The 19,128-nt window shown below is 53.0% G+C and carries 14 protein-coding genes; 7 read left to right on the forward strand and 7 right to left on the reverse strand.

The window, feature by feature from the left end; all coding sequences use genetic code 11:
* Positions 1-2: 2 nt before the first annotated feature.
* The 4 genes from selD to KI379_RS15665 all read right to left on the reverse strand — a co-directional run bounded on the left by selD (position 3) and on the right by KI379_RS15665 (position 3,364).
* On the reverse strand, positions 3-1,058 hold the full coding sequence (gene selD / locus KI379_RS15650) for a selenide, water dikinase SelD (protein ID WP_212984140.1): 1,056 nt from the start codon (positions 1,056-1,058) through the stop codon (positions 3-5).
* Between the two features lie 218 nt (positions 1,059-1,276).
* Positions 1,277-2,245 carry a M15 family metallopeptidase gene (locus tag KI379_RS15655; protein ID WP_212984141.1) on the reverse strand — a complete coding sequence of 323 codons (969 nt, stop codon included), beginning with the start codon at positions 2,243-2,245 and terminating at the stop codon, positions 1,277-1,279.
* Positions 2,246-2,424: 179 nt separating this feature from the next.
* On the reverse strand, positions 2,425-2,967 hold the full coding sequence (locus KI379_RS15660) for an NADPH-dependent FMN reductase (protein ID WP_089547757.1): 543 nt from the start codon (positions 2,965-2,967) through the stop codon (positions 2,425-2,427).
* 31 nt (positions 2,968-2,998) lie between these two features.
* Positions 2,999-3,364 (reverse strand): globin domain-containing protein, encoded by a 366-nt coding sequence (locus tag KI379_RS15665; protein WP_234489955.1) that lies wholly within the window; start codon positions 3,362-3,364, stop codon positions 2,999-3,001.
* Between the two features lie 454 nt (positions 3,365-3,818).
* Between KI379_RS15665 and KI379_RS15670 the strand changes: the two genes are divergently transcribed.
* The 5 genes from KI379_RS15670 to KI379_RS15690 all read left to right on the forward strand — a co-directional run bounded on the left by KI379_RS15670 (position 3,819) and on the right by KI379_RS15690 (position 14,502).
* Complete coding sequence (locus KI379_RS15670) at positions 3,819-4,889, forward strand: Mrp/NBP35 family ATP-binding protein (RefSeq protein WP_212984142.1); 1,071 nt, start codon at positions 3,819-3,821, stop codon at positions 4,887-4,889.
* A gap of 22 nt (positions 4,890-4,911) precedes the next feature.
* Positions 4,912-5,151: an indolepyruvate ferredoxin oxidoreductase subunit alpha gene (locus KI379_RS15675; protein ID WP_076171713.1), complete on the forward strand. Its 240-nt coding sequence runs from the start codon at positions 4,912-4,914 to the stop codon at positions 5,149-5,151.
* 116 nt (positions 5,152-5,267) lie between these two features.
* Positions 5,268-5,903 carry a helix-turn-helix transcriptional regulator gene (locus tag KI379_RS15680; RefSeq protein ID WP_076171711.1) on the forward strand — a complete coding sequence of 212 codons (636 nt, stop codon included), beginning with the start codon at positions 5,268-5,270 and terminating at the stop codon, positions 5,901-5,903.
* 218 nt (positions 5,904-6,121) lie between these two features.
* Positions 6,122-12,829 carry a DUF7507 domain-containing protein gene (locus KI379_RS15685; protein WP_212984754.1) on the forward strand — a complete coding sequence of 2,236 codons (6,708 nt, stop codon included), beginning with the start codon at positions 6,122-6,124 and terminating at the stop codon, positions 12,827-12,829.
* Complete coding sequence (locus tag KI379_RS15690; protein ID WP_212984143.1) at positions 12,826-14,502, forward strand: DUF11 domain-containing protein; 1,677 nt, start codon at positions 12,826-12,828, stop codon at positions 14,500-14,502. Before KI379_RS15685 ends, KI379_RS15690 begins: the two co-directional genes overlap by 4 nt.
* A 98-nt stretch (positions 14,503-14,600) precedes the next feature.
* Here the strand turns inward: KI379_RS15690 and KI379_RS15695 are convergent, their stop codons facing one another.
* The 3 genes from KI379_RS15695 to KI379_RS15705 form a co-directional block, all read right to left on the reverse strand.
* Entirely contained in the window at positions 14,601-15,473 is an 873-nt protein-coding gene (locus KI379_RS15695) for a sugar phosphate isomerase/epimerase family protein (protein WP_212984144.1), read from the reverse strand.
* Between the two features lie 63 nt (positions 15,474-15,536).
* Positions 15,537-16,394 (reverse strand): sugar phosphate isomerase/epimerase family protein, encoded by an 858-nt coding sequence (locus KI379_RS15700; protein ID WP_076171703.1) that lies wholly within the window; start codon positions 16,392-16,394, stop codon positions 15,537-15,539.
* The gene (locus KI379_RS15705; protein WP_116230020.1) at positions 16,391-17,449 is read right to left on the reverse strand and encodes a Gfo/Idh/MocA family protein; all 1,059 of its coding nucleotides are present in this window, start codon (positions 17,447-17,449) and stop codon (positions 16,391-16,393) included. The genes KI379_RS15700 and KI379_RS15705 overlap by 4 nt, the downstream gene beginning before the upstream one ends.
* Before the next feature lie 233 nt (positions 17,450-17,682).
* Between KI379_RS15705 and KI379_RS15710 the strand changes: the two genes are divergently transcribed.
* Together KI379_RS15710 and KI379_RS15715 are read left to right on the forward strand one after the other, a co-directional pair.
* Positions 17,683-18,558 (forward strand): AraC family transcriptional regulator, encoded by an 876-nt coding sequence (locus tag KI379_RS15710; RefSeq protein ID WP_212984145.1) that lies wholly within the window; start codon positions 17,683-17,685, stop codon positions 18,556-18,558.
* A gap of 230 nt (positions 18,559-18,788) precedes the next feature.
* Positions 18,789-19,109, forward strand: coding sequence for a DUF4190 domain-containing protein (locus KI379_RS15715; RefSeq protein WP_076171824.1), 321 nt, complete (start codon positions 18,789-18,791; stop codon positions 19,107-19,109).
* Positions 19,110-19,128 lie beyond the last annotated feature (19 nt).

Here is a 19,128-nt window from a genome sequence, read left to right on the forward strand (position 1 = left end):
CCTTACTCAATCACAATTTGCCCGCTATGTTTTGCGGTAACCTCACCTATAAGTTTCGCTTCCACGCCGGCATCCACCAGCTCCTGAAGCAGACGCTCCGCTTCATCCGGGCCTACGGAAATGAGCAAGCCGCCGGAGGTAACCGCGTCGCACAAAATGTACCGGTCCGTCTCGTCCATCTCTTCCGGGAAAATCACATGGTCCTGCACATGCGCATAGTTATTTTTGGATCCGCCTGGAACCAGTCCCTGCTCCGCAAGCTCACGAACCCGCGGCAGGACGGGAACATCCTGCTTGCGAATCCGGATTTCCACCCCGCAGCCTTTGGCCATCTCAAGCGAGTGGCCCATTAAGCCGAACCCGGTGACATCGGTGCAGGCATGGACTTCATAGCCGTCCATAATTTCTGCCGCTTTCTTGTTCAGCGTCGACATGACCTCCGTCACCCGCCGGATTTCTTCCGGGGTGAGCTGATCTTTCTTGATTGAAGTAGTCATGATGCCCACGCCGATCGGCTTGGTCAGGATGAGCTTGTCTCCGGGCCGCGCTCCCGCGTTGCTTCTTACTTTATCAGGATGCACCAGTCCGGTGACCGATAAACCGAATTTCGGCTCTTTGTCGTCAATCGAATGTCCGCCAACGAGCGTGGCGCCCGCTTCCTTGACTTTGTCCCCCGCTCCTCGGAGAATTTCGGTCAGCACGCGTTTATCCAGCGTGGAGATTGGGAAGGCGACGATATTGAGCACCGTCAGCGGTTTTCCGCCCATCGCATAAATATCGCTTAATGCATTCGCCGCGGCAATTTGACCAAAAGAATACGGATCGTCCACGATCGGCGTGAAGAAATCAAGCGTCTGTACAAGTGCCAAATCGTCATTCAGCTTGTATACGCCGGCGTCATCGCTCGTATCGAGCCCGACCAGCAGATTCGGATCATGCGCTGCCGGCGGCAGGCCGCGAAGCACCTGGCTCAGATCGGCAGGGCCGATTTTGCAGCCGCATCCACCCTTGCTGGAATAAGATGTTAACTTAATATTCAAATCGGAATCCATAATCATGACACAACCCTTCTATATTCAACATTGGCATCAGCCTGATATTTTGTTAAACCCGCAAATTCCATCGTACACATCGCTGAAAAAAAACGCAAATGAGCCTTGCCCTGGTGCGATACATCTTCCATTTGGACAAACCCAACAAAGAACAGCAGAATGTCATGATCAGAAGCATAAACTGGGCTCCCTTCATAACTTTCTGCTGTTTATTGCAGCCTGCTTTATCTGGATACCGGAACCGCGCTTCCAAAGTACTGCTCGAGCGTGATATCCTTCTTCGTCACGTCTTCGGCAATGTCTTTGCCGACGTAGCGGATATGCCACGGCTCGTATTTGTAGCCGGTAATCGATTCTTTTCCTTCCGGATAACGGATTATAAAGCCATATTCGTAAGCATGGTCAGCCAGCCATTTCGCTTCCTTCGTGCCGGCAAAGCAGCTCTCTGCGGCGCATTTGCCATCGGTTCCCGACACGTCAATGGTCAGACCAGTTTGATGCTCGCTGTGGCCCGGCCGAGCGCTGTAGGTATCCGCCGCTTTGACGCCGTCCCGATCCACATAGTTATTATACAGCGTCGTCTGACGGGATTCGGAACGGTAGCCCGATACACCGGCCAAGTATACGCCGTCCTGCTTGGCAGCGTCAAACAGCTCTTTCAGAGCGTCTGCAGCCACTTTGCGCATTTTGCGCTTATCTATTTTTTCCGAAAACGTGAAAGGCACATCCGGATAGACGAGATCCGGCGGAACGTAACCTTCCGGCAAACGGTACGTTTTGTTGACGAGTACCGTATCGCTCGTCGGATTGGATACGACATGCTCAACGTCGTACGTATTGACAAAATCACTGCTGGAAGGCGCATCGCCAGTCTGCTCGTCCGTTCCCTTTCCAGTGTCCTGGCCTGAATTGCCGCCGGTTGCAGCGGAATCCTTGCCATCATCCGGTTGTCCGGCATTCTGACCGGTCGTGCCGTCACCGTCGCCTCCCGTTGCATCGCTGCCGGTACCGCTCGTGCCTTCCGGATCTACTGTACCGCCATTATCGCTTTGATCTCCGCCGCCCTGCTGGGCGAGAGCCGGAGGATTCTGTACGGTCGCCTCATCCTTGGCCGTTCCTCTGCTGTTCGCAAAATAGATCAGCGCGCCGCCGACAATAATGACCGCGACGATCAATGTTGCCCATTTTCGCATGTGTTCACCTCAAATAATACCGCGTGATTCAAGACCACGGCTTTCTATCAGTCTATAAATCTATTATACCCGGATCTATTATACGACATATTGGAGGAAGATACGACAAAAAAAGCCCCGATCTTTTCGATCAGGACTCATCCAACGCTAAAATATGTACGCTCCTTAGGGGACAGGCCTTATTCCGAACCTTTCAGCCGTTTTTGCATAAAGACAAGCTCGTGGGCCAGCCGCTCAATCCGCTCCAACACGTTCGGATCCGTAATCTCTTTATATTCGTTAAAATGATCATCATGGACGTAGACATAGCCTGGTGCCACATAAGAACGGAAAAATCCAGCGATCGGCTTCAGCTGGTTCTCAATCACCAGATAATGCTGGTACGTTCCGCCTGTGGCGACGAATCCTACGACCTTTTGCTGCAGCGCCGTGACCGGAATCAGGTCGAACAGGTTTTTCAGCACGCCGGACATTGACGCCTGATAGATCGGTGTGCCGATCAAGCAAAAATCGCTGGAAATGACCGCATCGATCACTTTTTTCGTGTCGCCAGTATATGCCGATGGATCGCGTCCGTCACAGAACTGCACATCATAATCTTTCATATCGAGCAGCTCCGTCTCCACATCAGGATACTGCTTCTTGACTTCTTCCAGCACTTTGTTCACCACAAGAGCCGTCTTGCTGCCGATGATCGCGCCAGATATTCCAACCAGCTTCATGATGTTAACTCCTTTTCTGTTTGTAGTTTCCTTAATATTCGACTTCGCCTTCATCCGTATTGACGAAAAAGAATGCGGTCATCGCAAGCCGCTCCATCATTTGCTGGCGCAGCATTTCATCCTCAATAACCTCTTCCATGGCCTGCTGCATGCAGCCGATCCAGGCTTCCGCGCGCTTTGGCGTGATGGCAAACGGAAGATGCCTAGCCCGCATGCGGGGATGGCCCATCTGCATCGTGTATAACTGAGGTCCTCCGAAATACTGGGTCAAAAACATTTCCTGCTTCTTCATGACAGGCAATATATTCTCCGGAAACAGCGGAGCAAGCAGCGGGTGCTCCACCACTTTGGGATAAAAGGCTTCCACCAGCGCCTTCATCGTGTCTGCGCCGCCCATTTGCTCATAAAAAGACGTCGGGCGCGCTTCCCGGTTCCCCTGATCCGCCCGTTGTCCGGGATCCTGATTCATATTCGAGTCCAATGGGGAATTGAACCTCCCTTCACGGGTGTGACCCCCTAATTAGTAAACATAAACGTATACTAATTATTATAATTGAGCGTTCCCTTTGTCAATACTTGTTCCGTAAATATTCTTTACTTTATATACATATATGTTGACTATATTACCCGTGTGAACTACAATTACTCTGATAATAGTACATACCTGTTCTGTATTGGGAAAACACGACGGGAACAGATCCGTAAAAGGGCTCGAAATCGCCGGTTTTATCTACAGGAGGTCTGTACTGCTGTTTTGAGCCATACTGTAATAGGGATAGAATGGACTGAAGAAACTTACGTTTCATGCACCAGTTCAATCTATCATAGATAGAGAATGAAGGTGATCAACCATGACCAAAGAAGACCTGGTCGCTGCCCTGACCCATTTGAAAGACCATGAGCATGAGCGCCCCCTTGCTGAGCTCGGCTTGATCCGCGATATTACAATCAATAAGGATCATGCGGCTCTATCGGTGCTTCTGGATCCTGACATGTCCGCAAGCAAAGAGAGCATCGGGGAACAGATTGTCAGCGCCTTGAAGGGAATCGGCATCGCGGACGTGCATATCCGGTTTAAAGCCATTTCAAATGAAGAAAAAAATGATATTATAGCAATTAAGCTGAATAAATCGGTACGCCGTGCACCAACGCTGATGAATTCCCCGCTCGTCGCCGCCGATTCTGGCGTGACGTTCATCGCGATCGCCAGCGGCAAAGGCGGTGTCGGCAAATCTACGGTAACCGTCAACCTGGCTGCGGCACTGGCCAAGCAGGGTAAACGCGTAGGAATCATCGACGCGGATGTCTATGGTTACAGTATTCCGGAAATGATGGGAATTCATGATCTTCCGAAGAAGCATAATAACCGAATCGTACCGGTAGAACGGCACGGAATCAAGGTTATTTCGACCGGATTTTTCGTACAAGGCAACAAGCCCGTCGTCTGGCGCGGCCCGATGCTGGGCAAGATGCTCAGCACGTTCCTGAATGAAGTGGAATGGGGTCAGCTCGATTTCATCGTGTTGGACCTTCCTCCGGGTACAGGTGATATTGCCTTGGATGTTCACAATAAAATTCCGCAGTGCTCGGAAATTTTGGTGACCACGCCCCACCCTACTGCCAATCATGTTGCTGCAAGGGCCGGTGAGATGGCGATTCAGACCAACCATCCGATCCTCGGAGTCATCGAGAACATGTCTTATTTTACCGACCCCTCCGGTCAGCGGCATGATCTATTCGGCACAGGCGGCGGAGCTGCTCTCGCGGAGCAGCTCAACACCAAGCTGCTGGCCGAGATCCCGCTTTCTGCGCCCGGCCAGTCGGCGGACCCGGAGAAGTCCCCGGCCGTATTCGGGGATGACAGCGAGCAATGGCGTATTTTTATGAATTTGGCTCAGAGAATTATTAACCATGATATTTAATTAATTTGAAAGGGTGAAACAAATGTCTTATGTAATTACTTCGGCCTGCATAGACGAAAAAGCGGCTGATTGCGTGGATGTATGTCCTGTCGATTGTATCGAGGAAGGTCCGGATCAATATTTTATTGACTCGGATATTTGCATCGAATGCGGTGCTTGCGAAGTTGCCTGCCCGGTAGGTGCGGTATACTATGATACCGATCTTCCGGAAGAAGAAAAACATATGATCCAAAAAGCGGAAAACTTCTACAAATCTAAATAATTGACGATTTGCGATTGGTTCAGCCTGTTGATTTCCAAATCGACAGGCTGTTTATACTTTGAATTCATTTTTACAAAGAAATGTATGGCCCGGATCAGTGAATAGGCGGTGTTAACATGAATCAACAGCTGGATATTTCAACCAGGGACAAAATACTGCAGATGCTGAAAACCAAAGGCGAACTCAGTGCAAAGGAAATTACGGAGTTTATTGGTATCACCAGCATGGCGGTCAGACGCCATATCAACACGCTAGAAAAAGAAGGCTTGATCGAATCCAAGACGATTCGGCAGCCGATGGGAAGGCCTTCCGCCATCTATCGTCTGACAGAGCAGGCTGAAGACTTTTTTCCCAACAAGTATCATTCGCTTACGCTGGATCTTCTCGGGGAACTCGAGCAGGATGCAGGAACGGAAATGGTGAACCACCTCTTTGACCGTCGGGGCGAATCGCTGCTGAAAAACCATACCGGTAAAATGGAAGGCAAGGACTTTGCCGAAAAGGTCGAACAGCTGGCCGAAATTCAAAACGAAAACGGCTATATGGTTGAGCTTCAAAAAAACAATGAAGATGAATATACCTTATTCGAGCATAATTGTCCGATATCGCAAATTGCGAAAAAATACAATCATGCATGCGCCTGCGAGCTAAAGCTGTTCGAATCGCTGCTTGGGGCCGAGGTATCCCGCGACGAGTGTCTCGCCATGGGCGACCGAAAATGTGTCTATAAAATCCGCAAAGCCCACCGATGATCCGCAAGGTCTGCCACAAACCTCTCATTTTGGATGAGATCGCTGTGTGTGGATAAGCTTGCGGATCTTTTTTGTGCGATCGGAATGATAAGTTTTTTTATTTCAGCCCCGCAATTTTACATACCCCCGGTTCATTCTTCATACCTTGAATTGTGCCATTCTGTTATTCAGGTCCTTTCTTTCGTCTCTTCCGGATTTGACACAAAGGGGGTGATCATATTCCTCTAATCGTTAGAGCAACTTTCAATGCTACGGGAGCGATCACGTTTACCGGGAATACCCTCGGGCTCAGCCGATCGGACACGACGGGCGTTCCGGGAACGCTCGACAGTATTGGCGCGTTTGCGACGACCAACACCAGCTCGGTTTTTGGAAGCTATCCGGCAGGAACGACGAACGCTTTTCAGAGCAACAGCTCTTCAGCTGTATTATCCCTTCCCACTGGAAGTACGGTGTTATATGCCGAACTGATCTGGGGCGGATCTTACATTATTTCAGGCAGCGTTAATCTCAGCAGCTCAATTAACAATCCCGTTACGTTTATTACGCCGGCAGGAACGAACAGCGTTACTCCCGATCCGGCAACCGCCAATTCCATAGATTTCGGAAACGGAATGACGGCGTACGTCCGGTCCGCGAATGTTACATCGCTGGTTCAGCAAGGAGGTGCAGGTACTTATACGACCGGCGGCGTTGTGGGAACCATCGTCATCGCTAATGATCCTACAGGTAATCACGCCGGATGGACGCTGGGCGTCATTTACCAGAATCCCTCCCTTCCCTTCCGGAACATGTCGATCCGTGCGGGCGCCGTCCTGGTTCAGGCCAACTCCGACCCGGTTACGACGACCCTGACGGGGTTTGCTACCCCGGTTTCGGGCGCGCTGGGGGGCAGAGCGCTGTTCAGCGCCCAGGAAGGCGATGCCAACCGGACCGGAGATCAGGCGTTGTTCGGCCCAACATCTAACACGGCTTCCGCCTTGTCGGGCCCCAACAACTTTGCCAACAACTTTTTCGCATCCCAGATTAACAACGATGCCGGCCAATTGAATACGACCGGGACGTTCGGGACCCGCAATCAGACCAACGGAGCGCCCGGAAGCAACATCATTGGGGGCCGTCAGGGCTGGGATATCACGAATGTCGACGTCTCCTCCCGGCTTGTCAACAACCAGTCATCAGCCGTACTGATCCTCACGACCTCAGGAGATGCTTATGCGGTAAACGCGAATGCCATTCAAGTGGACATCAACGCGCCGGCCATTACCGCAGCCAAGAGCACTAGCACGACGACAGCCGTTGTCGGCGATGTTATTACGTATACGGTGACGGTAAGCAATACAGGTACCGCCAATGCCAACAGCGTTGTCCTTTCGGATACACTGCCGGCAGGACTGAGCTTCGTCAGCGGCAGCGTAACGGTTGGGGGCGTATCCCGCCCGACCTACGATATTGTTGCAGGAGCACCGCTAGGGACGTTAAACTTTGGCACTTCAGCAACGGTCACTTATCGGGCAACGGTAACGGCACAACCATCCTCCAACCAATTAGTCAACACAGCGAACGCCTCCTTCTCCTTCCAAAGCGTTGCCGGCGGGTCGACGATTACCGGCGTAATCCCATCGAATGCGGTCACTGTTACCGTCGTGTCGCCGGCCCTTACGCTGACCAAAAGCTCCAACCGGACCAATGCGACGGTAGGCTCCACCGTTACATACACCATTTTGGTGGCCAATTCCGGAAATATCGCCGCAAATGTCACGCTCACCGACAACATCCCGACGGGCAGTTCCTTCGTTACCGGCACGTTTACGGTTAATGGAACCGTCATTGCAGGGGCGAATCCGGCGGCAGGCGTTGCGATTGGCAGTATTGGTGCGGGATCATCTGCGACGGTAACGTTTCGGGTACAGGTGAACTCTCTGCCTTCTCCACCGCAGTTTGTCGACCAGGCCGTTGCTGCATATACGTTCACGCCTTCAGCGGGAAGAACGATATCGGGTTCTGCATCGTCGAACACGCTCACGCTCCCGGTAACCCTGCCGAATATTACGGTTACGAAGAGCGCTAATTTCTCGGATATTGCTGTAGGAGAGACGCTGACCTATACGTCTGCAGTAGCCAATAACGGTACAGAAGCCGTAACGAATGCCGTATTCACCGATGCGATTCCTTCCGGTGCCGCCTTCGTACCCGGCAGTGTAACCGTCGGCGGCACAGCGGTGACATCAGCTAATCCCGCCAGCGGCGTATCCCTGGGAACTCTGGCAGCAGGAAGCTCCGTTACGGTAACTTTTCAGATTGCCGTTCAATCCGTCCCCGCATCCGGGGCCTTGTCGAACCAGTCGACCGTAGCGTACAGCTCAGGTGCCTTTCAAGGGACGGCGGTGTCGAACACGATGACGACCCCCGTCTATCAGCCGGTCATCACGATTGCCAAAAGCGCCTCAACCTCAAGCGCCACGGTTGGCGACACGATTACGTACACGCTTTTGGTCCGGAACAGTGGGAACCGGGCAGCCCAGGTTACACTGACCGATAACATTCCTTCAGGAACCAGCTTCGTAGCGAACTCGGTTACGGTTGGAGGGGCGGCAGTGCCAGGGGCCACTCCAACCGGAGGCATAAACGCAGGGACCGTGGGAGCAGGGGGCTCCGTTACCGTCACTTTCCAGGTCGTGCTGAACTCGCTCCCTTCTCCGCCGTCGCTGGCCAATACGGCAGCAGCCAGTTATAACTACCAGCTGCCAAGCGGGCGCAGCCTGTCGGGATCGGCGACCTCCAACACGCTGACGATTCCGGCCTCGGCGCCAAACGTGACGGTGGTCAAGAGCGCCAACACGTCGGCAGCAACCGTATCGGACGTTATAACCTACACCATTACAGCGACCAATAACGGGATCGGGCCTGTGAGCAATGTCATCGTATCGGACCCGATACCAGAGGGGACATCGTTGATCAGCGGGAGCGTGACGGTAGGCGGAACCCCGGTTCCCGGCGGAAATCCCGCGAGCGGCGTGTCCGTCGGATCTTTGGGTGCAGGGGCCTCTGCCGTCGTAACGTTCCAAGTCCGCGTCAATTCCCTGACAGGCACAGGGCAGCTGAGTAACCGGGCCAGCGTCGCTTTTACGTCCGGCACCTTTGGCGGTACCTCCCTGTCCAACACGCTGGTCATCCCCGTCTTCTTGGCGCTCATCAACATCGTGAAATCGGCCAGTACGCTAAACGCCACGGTCGGAGACACGTTTTCCTACCAGTTTCAAGTAAGTAATACCGGCAACACGGCTGCTGCCGTCACGCTGACCGATAACATTCCGCCTGGCTCTGTATTTATTGAAAACAGCGTGCTCATTAACGGCAATCCCGTTCCAGGTGTTAGTCCCGTGACCGGAATCCCTCTGGGTTCTCTCGCGGCAAGCACTGCGGTAACGGTCAGCTTTGTTGTTACGATTACTTCCCTGCCCGCTTCGAGACAGCTTACGGATCAGGCGGCGGCATCCTATACCTATACATTACCGGGCGGCAGCCAAGTTACGGGATCTGCAGCGTCCAATACAGTAACGATTCCTGTAGCGCTTCCGAACGTTAGCGTTGTCAAAACAGCCTCGAGGCCGAATGTTGTCGTTGGGGACGTCCTGACTTTTTCAAGCACGGTCACGAATAACGGAACGTCCAATGTCAGCAACGTCAATCTGATCGACAACGTCCCTTCAAACGCTTCGTTTATTCCTCAAAGCGTAATTGTTAACGGCATTTCGCGCCCGTCAGCAGTTCCGTCCGAGGGCATTTCAATCGGTACCCTGACCCCTGGTTCTGCGGCTACCGTAACTTTTGAGGTGAGGATAACCATGCCGATTCCATCGCAAATCAACAACCAGTCAACCGTAAGCTTTACATCTGGCACGTTCTCAGGAACCGCGTCTTCGAACATTACGACGACGCCTGTCATACAACCGCAAATCGCTGTGACCAAAAGTGCCAATACGAACAATGCCACCGTCGGTGATTCCGTTACGTACACGGTAACGGTCAGTAATAGCGGCAATCTCGGAGCAGCCGTTACGCTGACGGATACGATTCCGGCTTCGACTACGTTTACTCCCAACAGCGTCATCGTAAACGGCTTTCCAATACCGGGCGCATCCCCGGCAGCCGGCATCGATCTAGGGACTCTCGCGCCCGGAGCAAGCACAGTTGTGACGTTTGTGGTGGTGATCAACTCGCTGCCGAGCCCGCAATTCATCACGAACCAGGCGACGGCCAATTTTACGTATACGCCGCCTGACGGCAGGACGCTGAGTGGCTCCGCATTATCCAACACCGTTACGATTCCCGTTTCCGCGCCGAACGTGAGTGTGGTCAAAACGACGGCCACGACTTCGACGACCGTTGGGGATACCATCGTCTACTCTGTGGCGGTCACCAATCAAGGAATCGAAACGGTCAACAACGTCCAGTTTACCGACAGTATTCCGGCGGGCGCGTCATTTGTGACCGGCAGTGTAACGATTAACGGCACGCCTGCCCCAACAGCGAATCCGTCCGCAGGCATTTCGCTCGGACCACTAGATCCCGGCGCCACTACCACGGTAAATTTCAGCATCACCGTAAATTCCGTTCCCGTCAGCGGGATCATAAGCAATCAGGCAACTGTCACGTTTACGTCAGGGAGTTTCTCGGGACTTGCCAACTCCAACAGCGTGACAACTCCGGTATTCAACGCCGTGCCAACTGTGGCCAAGACGGCAAGCACCGCAAATGCCACTGTAGGCGATACCGTCACGTATACGTTCTCGATCGGAAACACGGGAAATTATCCTGCTCAGATCACGTTAACGGACAACATTCCGTCAGGGACCATTTTCGTCGCAAACAGCGTTCTGGTTAACGGGGCACCGATTCCGGGGGCAAGTCCTAGCACGGGCATACCTGTCGGCGTCGTCAATCCGGGACAGGCGGCGACAGCCGTATTTTCGGTGAATATTACTTCGCTGCCATCCCCGCAACAGATTGTAAACCAAGGCGCCGTCTCAGGCACTTTTATTCTTCCGGACGGCCGTTCCTTTACCCGGACAGCCGTATCCAATATACTGACCATCCCGGTATCCGCTCCCAACGTTACGGTCGTCAAAAGCACGCCGTCAACCGCGCTGACGGTCGGCGATACGGCGACTTACACGACGACGATCACGAACAACGGTATTGAAACGGTCAGCAGTGTCTTGTTCACCGACCCGATTCCGCCAGGTGCCGCCTTAGTGCCCGGTTCCGTCGCGGTCGACGGTGCCCCCCGGCCTGCGGCCAATCCGGCCACAGGCATCATCATCGGCACGATTGCTACGGGGGCCACAGTTACTGTGTCTTTTAACATCACGGTGACCTCCCTTCCAACGCCTGCGCAGCTCGCAAATACGTCTTCGGTCAGCTTTACGTCGGGTACCTTCTCTGGGGTCACCTTCTCCAATACCGTTACCACTCCGGTATTTCAGCCGATCTTCACCGCGCAAAAGACCGCCAACACGACCAATGCAACCGTCGGTGATACGGTCGTATTTACTGTTAGCATGAACAATGCAGGCAATTTCGGCGCGGCCGTCACCTTAACGGACACACTTCCTGCCGGAACGACTTTTGTACCAAACAGCGTAATTCTCAACGGCCAGCCGATGCCGGGAGCCGATCCGGCCGCGGGAATTCCCCTTGGTGTTATCGTGACAGGTGCCGTCGTCACGTTCTCGGCAGTTATTGATGCGGTACAGCCAACCCAGCAGCTGACCAACCAAGCGACCGCAGCCTTTACCTTCACGCTTCCGGACTCCCGGGTCATCAATGGCTCCTTTGCCTCCAATACGCTGTCGATTCCGGTATCTGCGCCAAACGTCGCCGTCGTCAAAGCTTCCGGTGCTGCTGAAGCTTCGGTGGGCACGGTGGTTCCTTATACCATCACTGTAACCAACAATGGAATTGAAAATGTCACCAATGCAGTCTTCTCGGATATGATCGCCACAGGGAGCCAGTTTGTAACGGGCAGCGTAACGGTTAACGGAACTGCCCAGCCCTCGGCCAATCCGGCGGCTGGCATTCAGCTGGGTACGATCGCCCCTGGTGCAGTAGTAACCGTGACGTTTAACGTAACCGTCCTGTCCATCCCTGACGACGGCAACCTGACGAACCAATCGTCCGTAACGTTCAACTCTGGCGCATTCACCGGCACCGCGTTCTCCAACGTTACGTCCGTCCCTGTCTATCAGGCAATGATCAGTGCCAACAAAACGGCCAATACGACGAACGCCACGGTTGGAGATACGATCGTCTACACGGTAACGCTGACGAATACAGGCAACATTGCGGCGGCAGGAACATTAACCGACCCTGTTCCGAATGGAGCTGTCTTTGTCCCTAACAGTATTCAGGTAAACGGCGTGCCGCTGCCAGGTGCGGACCCGTCAACCGGATTCTCCGTCGGCACAATCAATCCTGGCCAGACCGTCCAAGTGACCGTTACCATGGAAGTGACGGTCGATACTCTGCCAAACCCGCAGCAGCTCGTGAACCAGGCAACCGTAAACTTCTCTTTTACGCGTCCGGACGGGGTGGTCGTTACCGGAACTTCCCTATCCAACTTGCTGACGATTCCGGTCTCGTCGCCTGACGTTTCCGTCGTCAAAAGCACACCGTCCATTGACGCGGTCGTCGGAGACATCATTACGTACTCTATTGCCGTTACAAATAACGGAATCGAAGCCGTCAACAACGTAGTGCTTGTTGACCCGGTACCGACAGGTTCGGCGTTTGTACCAGGCAGTGTTACGGTCGCCGGAACGCCTAGACCGACCGCCAATCCGAATACAGGCATCACAGTCGGCATCATCGGGGCTGGAGACACCGTGATCGTAACGTTCCAGGTACAGGTGACGACCCTATGAAGTCCGGGCTGACATCTGATTTTATTTTAAAAAATCAAACGATGGTCCGCTTTAGCGTTGGTGGAGCCGAGTCGGTAGCCTACTCCAATACCGTCGATACGCCATGGATCGGCCCACTGCTGAAGTTCAGCAAGTTTGTCCAAAATAGCGTCGTTTCGCTGAACCAAATGGTGACCTACAGCTTTTCAATACGCAATGATGGCAACCGCGAAGCCGGCTTGATATTGTACGATCCGCTGCCAGCCGGTTTGTCGTTTATTCCGAATAGTGTCTTGAAGAACGGCGCCCCCGTCCCGGGGGCTCAACCCGGTTCAGGTATCGATCTCGGCATGCTGGGGCCTGATGCTTCGGTGTATGTTGTGTTTCAGGCGATCGTTGTGGCGATCCCCCCATCGCTGCAAATCACCAATGAAGGACGTGCTGAGTACTCGTTCCAATCCCTCGGGGGAAGAACGGTACGCGGCTCCATCGCCTCCAACCCGGTGACGCTGACCGTGCTACCTTCCTCCGTATCGCTAATCGCCGACGTCAGCACCTTCCAAACGTTTATCGGGGATATACTGTTCTACGAACTTCTGGTGACGAATCAAGGGAGTGTACCGCTATCCAAAGCGGTGATCTTTATTACGCTCCCACCGGGATTAACATTTGTACAGGGCAGTGTCGTCATCAATGGCGTCCTGTACCCGGACGTGCAGCCCGAAAATGGAATTCCGATCGGGACAATAGCTCCCGGTACTTCCATCCGCATCAGGGTCAGCTTAAGAGTCGGGAAGGTGGACACCGATTCCGTGGTCATCCAAAGCTGCTTGAAGTATTACATTGATGGGATGGAGTATAAGGCCATGGCCAATGAGCTTCAAGTGAACGTGATCGACCCTGAAGTCAGTCTCAGCAAGAAGTCAAACAGAAACTGGGCAACCATCGGCTGTATGATCGGTTACGAATGTACAGTGCAAAATACGAGCAGCCAAGCGGTAGATGCAACGCTGCAGGATGCGTTTCCCGAAGAATTATCCCTCGTTCCGGGCAGCGTCCGGCTAAATGGTCAAAACTTGGAAGGGTCACCATTGATGGATGGGCTTTTCCTGGGGACCCTTTCTCCGGGGCAGCAAGTAAGCATCACTTATGAAGCAAGCGTTGACCCGTTTATACCGTCTGCAGGCCCGTTACGCGTACCAAACGAAGCAACCGTATCTTACGCCTTCCACCTGCCCGACGGCCGGATCGTCCGCCAGCGCACCTCACCCGAGACGGCCATGGTTGAGCTGCTTGCCCCCAGCCTGACCGCAACGGCTCATGCCGCCCATTACGTACTTGAGCCAGGGGATGAACTGCTGATTACCGTCAAACTGTATAACAGTGGAAGCTTGGGAGCGTCCGTGGTTCTCATCGGCTGGATGCAGGATCCCATTCTTTTTCAGGCAGGTACCGTGATCGTAAACGGCAAAGCGGTTAATCCTCCTCAGGATGTCCTGTTGGGCTCCGTGGACCCTGGCGGTTCACTGACGTTCAGGTATACAGCCAAGGTTCCCGATCCGGTGGACGGACAGCTTGAAGAAATAAACGGCTATTTTCTGTTCCGGACCCTGGCGGAAGTCGACGGATGCGTCTATGAACGGGAATGGGTATCCGAGACGCTCAGCATTGCCGTCAACACAGAAGATGAATAAAAGCAAAAAACAGCGAATGCCGATCCTATCGATCGCATTCGCTGTTTTGTCATTCGTTCATTTTTCGAGGAGTGGTTCATACATTGCCAAGTGGCTGATTATCCCCGGAACTGCTTCAAAAATTGCACCGCTTTGGAAATGTCCGCCTCCGGATCCTCCCCGACCTCGCGCTCAATGGTCAAGTATCCTTGATAGCCGATATCTTTCAGCGCCTGCAAATAGCTCTGCCAGTTTACGCTGCCTTCGCCCAGTGGCACTTCGCGGAAATACTGCCCTTCCCCGGGAACAAATGTATTGTTCTCGTTGGCCGGCGGCTCGAAGCCAAGTGTCTCATAGATGTAATAGGCAGGTACTTCTTTTAAACGAATACCGTCTTTGGCGTGGGTATGTACGATGTAATCCTTCAGGTTGTGCACCCCTTCAGCCGGATCGTCGCCGGTAACCATGACCATGTTTGCCGGGTCGAAGTTGACGGATACGCCTTTCGAGCCAAGTCCGTCGAGGAAATCCTTCAGTCGTGCGGAAGGCTCAGGGCCCGTTTCGATCGCAAAGAAAGCGTTCATGCTGGTGGCATAAGAAGCCAGTTCCTCGCATGCATCATGCATCGTTTGGTAGATTTCGTTGTTTTTGTCCTCCGGTACAAGTCCGATATGCGTCGTTACTACGCTGGTTCCGAGTTCTACCGCCAGATCGAGAATCCGCTTGGACTTCTCGATTTTCTCCGCGTTGACCGTCTTATCCTGGAAACCGTATCCGCCGAGGTCGCCCACGAGCGCCGAAATTTCCAGTCCCAGGGACTCGATATAGCTCTTCAGTTCCTTGCGCTGCGCAGCAGACAGGTTAGCCGGGTCCATTTCACCGCTCACGGCATAGATCTGCACGCCGTCCGCTCCTACCTTCTTCGCCTTGGCCAGTCCTTCCCGGACCCCGACCCGGAAGCTGTCGACAATAACGCCGATTTTATTGTTCATTCCAGTCACCTCTCCCTTGTTTATGCTGAATCATTTAAAAGATTGGCTGCTTTGATTCCCGGCCTATACCTCGTTCCAGAAGCGTTTGACGTTCTCCAGGCCGATTTTTGTTCCCTGAAAGCTGTCTTCCATTCCTTCAAACTCGATCGAGAAATACCCGTCAAATCCGGATTCCTTGATGATCCGAATCGATTCGCGCAGGTTGATGTCTCCGTGCCCCGCAATGGCGCCTCTCAGGAAATTCCCGCTGGCCGTGCGGAACCATCCGTCACCCGGATTAAGGGCGGCTGGCCGCAAATAAAAGTCCTTGATGTGCACCATGGAAGCATAAGGAATGTTGTTCTTGACGGCAGCCACCGGATCTTCGTCCGCACACATAAAATTGCCCACGTCCAGCGTCGTCCGGAAGTTCGGCCGGTCCACGGCTTGAACCAGCGTCTGTACCCGGTCGCTTGCCTGGATATAATAGCCGTGGTTTTCCACGCTTGTCGTAATGCCATACTGCGCCGCATAATCGGCGATTTCGCGGCATGCCTCCGCCAGACGTCCAACCTCCTGGTTGAACTGTTTGATGGACGTGTCTTGGCGGCTGGCTACGTCATGACGCATCAGCTTCACGCCAAGGCGTGCGGCGATGTCCACTTCTCCTTTGACGCGCTCGATTTCCTTACGGTAAGCCTCCTCGGTGTCCACAGCGAAGTTAGCGCCGATCGCATAGTTGGATACGTCAATCCCGACTTCCTTCGCCTTGGCCACGATCTGATCCACGAGCTCCGGATTCCCGGTCAAGGTGTATCCGATCGGAACGATTTCCACGTGTTCTCCGCCCATCTCGGCGATTTTCTCAATCGCGCCCAGAACCGTAATTTCACCCGATTGAATCGGACGGTACAGGCTGTATGTGCTTACTCCGATTTTCATAGCTGAATTTCGACTCCCTTCTCAGAGGATTCGTAAATGCCGTTCAGAATCTTCATCATTTCCACGCCGTCGTCGACCGTGGCGATCGGCTCCGTGCCGTTTTTAATATTTTCGATAAAATGATTGATTTCGTTCTGGAACGCGGCGGCAAAGTTAAAGCCTTTATGGTCCACCTGCGGCTCGATGTTCAGGATCGTATCGTTTTTCTCCGTGACGATGACCAGAGCCGGATCGATTTCGAAGCCGCCGTTCGTACCAAACAGCTTGATCGCTGCTTCATCCTGCTTCGCATGCAGGGAAAAGCTTACGTCCACGAGCAGCGACGCTCCGTTCTCAAAACGGATCAAGGCGTTCGCCATATCTTCTACGGTGTTTTTGCTGGCGTCATAGTCGGCCGCTTTGTAAAAAGAATAGTTCTTCACATGACTGCGGTTGCCCAGCTTATGGTATACATTGCCGGACACCGATTTCACTTTCGGCTTGCCCATCATATACCAGCACAGGTCAATTGCGTGCACGCCGATGTCGATCAGCGGTCCGCCGCCGGAGCGCTCCTTGTCGGCGAACCAGCCGCCCGGATTGCCCACACGGCGCAGGAGCGAGGCTTTGGCGTAGTACAGCTCACCGATTTCGCCGCTCTCCATAAAGCTCTGCAGCACTGCGACGTTCGGGTCAAAGCGGCGCACATAGCCTACTTGGAACACCTTTCCGCCAGCATGCGCGGCTTCCTGGATCTGAAGCGCTTCCTCAACCGTTCTGCACAGCGGCTTTTCCACCAGGACATGCTTGCCCGCTTTGGCGGCCGCAATGCTGATTTCGGCATGCTGGTTGTTCCACGTACAGATGCTCACGGCATCGATGTCCGGGTCAGCCAGCAGTTCATGATAGTCGGTATATGTCTTCTGAGCTCCGTATTTCTGGGCAGCGGCCTTGGCTCTTTCCCCGTTCAAATCGCAGATCGCAACGATCTCCGCCTCCGGGTTGTTTTGATACGAGTTCAAATGGGACTCCGAAATGGACCCTGCTCCGATTACAGCTACTCTTACTTTATCCATGCGTTTTCAACTCTCCTTTTGGTTCTCGCATTTGGCTTCCAAATGTAGATTGAACCCGTGCAGCCCTTCCTGCGCGTGAATGTCACCCATAAAAAGGCAAGCACGATCAGGCCATTAAGGTGTAAAAAAATTAGTTCAACCTATATATATTGAATTATAATAAGAACAGGCGGAACTGCCATGAAGAGCTATGCTAATAATTTATCTTATTGTGCGATTTTGAGGTGACTTGGATGGATAGACCCCTTGCTCTGCTGGAGCCGATGGATATGCCCGACCGTTTTTTTCCGATGAAGATCCATTATTGTACCGCCAAGGAATACGGGAAAACGCTGTTTACCCACCATTGGCACAATCATATGGAGTTTCTGTATTTTACCAAAGGCTCCGCGCTCATCGAGCTGAACTCGGTTCCTTATGAAGTTCAAGCGGGTGAGATGGTGGTCGTGAACAGCAACGACCTGCATTACGGGGTATGCCTGTCCGATGATTTGGTCTATTATGCGATGATCGTCGATATCAAGCTGCTGCAGAGCCAGACACCGGACGCTGTCGAAACGAAGTTTATTACGCCGATAACGCAGAACCAGATCATGTTCGCAAGCAAAATTTCCGGCGATCCGGAAATTACCGAGTGCGCCACGTCCCTGATCCGGGAAATGGACGAACAGGAACTCGGCTATGAGCTGTCGATCAAATCCTATCTGTACCGTCTGCTCGCCATACTGCTGCGCCGCTACGGCAAAGATACGCTTTCTCCGGAAGAGAGCCTGTACAGGCTGAAAAATTTGGAGCGGTTTACCCCTATTTTTCAATATATTGAGGAGCATTACCAAGAAGAACTGTCCGTCGATCTGCTGGCCGGGCTGGCCGGCCTCAGCCGTTTTCATTTCAGCCGCCTGTTCAAGGAGCTTACGGCACGTACGGTAACCGAATACGTCAACACGCTTAGGATCAACAAATCCGAATACCTGCTGCGCAATTCCAGAATGAACATTTCGGAGATTGCCCTGTCTTCCGGTTTCAAGGACATCTATTATTTCAGCCGGGCCTTCAAAAAATACAAGCATGTATCCCCCTCGGAACTCCGAAAGAGTTTCAGCGTATAGGAAGCACTGGCTTCATGAATGGTTCCTGTGTTCGGATAAAACAGGTAAACGTGCGTCAAATCTGGGAATTTCGTCCGAAAAAATATCGACAAATAGGTCCGGCTAAGTGATAATAGACATGTTAAGCAGAATATATAAACATAAAGCGTTCTGCCAAATGCAGGAGGAGGAAATCACAGTTGGATCCACATTCACCAGACCCGTATCAACATTTTCAGCCGCAGCCGCCAATGACGCCGCCCAAGACGAATGGCAAAGCCATTGCCTCAATGGTGCTCGGCATCCTAAGCGTAATGATTTTGTACATAGGATTTATCCTGGGGATACTGGCGATCATCTTTGCCGCCCTTTCTTTTAAGGAACTCAAACGGGGGTATGAACAAGGAAAAGGCATGGCGATTGCCGGGCTCGTATGCGGTATTATCGGCGTGCTCCTATGGGGCCTGATTCTGCTCTTCGTCGTGCTCGCGGTCGCGTTCTTCGGATCGGATATCGACTCGTCCACTTTATATGACGTTATGTCTACCGTACCAAGAGTGAAAACGGCATAACTCCCGTCCAAACGGGTAC

Source organism: Paenibacillus cineris, from assembly GCF_018333335.1.
Classification (GTDB): Bacteria; Bacillota; Bacilli; order Paenibacillales; family Paenibacillaceae; genus Paenibacillus_AQ; species Paenibacillus_AQ favisporus.

Coding starts and splice junctions, on each gene's coding strand:
- KI379_RS15695 (WP_212984144.1), bottom strand. CDS start 15,473: ATGAACAATAAAATCGGCGTTATTGTCGACAGCTTCCGGGTCGGGGTC.
- KI379_RS15665 (WP_234489955.1), bottom strand. CDS start 3,364: ATGGGCGGCGCAGACACGATGAAGGCGCTGGTGGAAGCCTTTTATCCC.
- KI379_RS15655 (WP_212984141.1), bottom strand. CDS start 2,245: ATGCGAAAATGGGCAACATTGATCGTCGCGGTCATTATTGTCGGCGGC.
- KI379_RS15710 (WP_212984145.1), top strand. CDS start 17,683: ATGGATAGACCCCTTGCTCTGCTGGAGCCGATGGATATGCCCGACCGT.
- KI379_RS15705 (WP_116230020.1), bottom strand. CDS start 17,449: ATGGATAAAGTAAGAGTAGCTGTAATCGGAGCAGGGTCCATTTCGGAG.
- KI379_RS15690 (WP_212984143.1), top strand. CDS start 12,826: ATGAAGTCCGGGCTGACATCTGATTTTATTTTAAAAAATCAAACGATG.
- KI379_RS15680 (WP_076171711.1), top strand. CDS start 5,268: ATGAATCAACAGCTGGATATTTCAACCAGGGACAAAATACTGCAGATG.
- KI379_RS15700 (WP_076171703.1), bottom strand. CDS start 16,394: ATGAAAATCGGAGTAAGCACATACAGCCTGTACCGTCCGATTCAATCG.
- KI379_RS15675 (WP_076171713.1), top strand. CDS start 4,912: ATGTCTTATGTAATTACTTCGGCCTGCATAGACGAAAAAGCGGCTGAT.
- KI379_RS15660 (WP_089547757.1), bottom strand. CDS start 2,967: ATGAAGCTGGTTGGAATATCTGGCGCGATCATCGGCAGCAAGACGGCT.
- KI379_RS15670 (WP_212984142.1), top strand. CDS start 3,819: ATGACCAAAGAAGACCTGGTCGCTGCCCTGACCCATTTGAAAGACCAT.
- KI379_RS15715 (WP_076171824.1), top strand. CDS start 18,789: ATGACGCCGCCCAAGACGAATGGCAAAGCCATTGCCTCAATGGTGCTC.
- selD (WP_212984140.1), bottom strand. CDS start 1,058: ATGATTATGGATTCCGATTTGAATATTAAGTTAACATCTTATTCCAGC.